Genomic DNA, 802 nt, shown 5'->3' with positions numbered 1-802 from the left:
CAGCGCGCCACTGAGCAGCAGCTCGAACGCACACGACGCACCGTGCAGGCCAACTACACCGCCATCGATTCGGGCGCCCAGCGCCACCTGGCCCAGGCCCGCCAGCACAGCCGCGACCTCAAAGCCGAGATCCAGCTCAACGCCCACCACGCGGTGCGCCATGCCCAGGACACCGTGCGCCAGCAGATCACTGACGTGCGCCAGTTCGCGCAGCAGCACCTGCAGCGGGCCCAACGTGAAGTCCCGGTGCTGTTTGCCGACATCCGCGCCGAAGCCCGCCAGAGCCTGCGCACCTCCCGGGCCGAAACCCTAGCCGACTGGCAGACCGTCCAGCAACGCGCCGCCAGCGACCTGCAACGCAGCCGGGACGCCCTGGCGCACACCTACGGCGACACCACCGCCTTGGCCCGGCACACCGTGGCCCAGGCCCGCCAGAACACCCAGGCCCTGATGCGAGAAGTCACCGGCCAGGGGCCGGACAAGACCCTGCAGCGCGGCTTCGCACTGGTGCGCGACGCCCAAGGCCAGGCCATCACCAGCTCCCACGCCCAGGCCGGCGCGGCCGACACACCCATCACCCTGGAATTCCGGGACGGGCGCAGACGCACCGTGCTCGGTCAGGAAGAACCCAACCCGCAACGAGACCCACCATGAAACAGAGCTTCAAAGAGTCCTACGGCGTGCTGCAGCGACACGCCCAGACCCTACGCGAGCAGACCGAGCCCAACATCGACGACCTGCTGCAGATCGTCGAAGAGTCGGTGGCCGCGTACAAGAACTGCCAGACCCGCATCGATGCGGT

General features: G+C 68.8%; 2 protein-coding genes. Both read left to right on the top strand.

Annotated elements, in window-relative coordinates:
- On the top strand, positions 1 to 654 hold a 654-nt coding region (locus HA630_RS01280), incomplete at its 5' end, for an exodeoxyribonuclease VII large subunit (RefSeq protein ID WP_305792603.1).
- Positions 651 to 802 (top strand): exodeoxyribonuclease VII small subunit (gene xseB / locus HA630_RS25925; protein WP_371809177.1); only part of this gene is annotated, 152 nt, incomplete at its 3' end. The genes HA630_RS01280 and xseB, both read left to right, overlap by 4 nt.

This window comes from Aquabacterium sp. A08, assembly GCF_011742065.1.
Note: the sequence above shows the minus strand (reverse complement) of the source record. Positions and strands in the feature narration are given on the sequence as shown.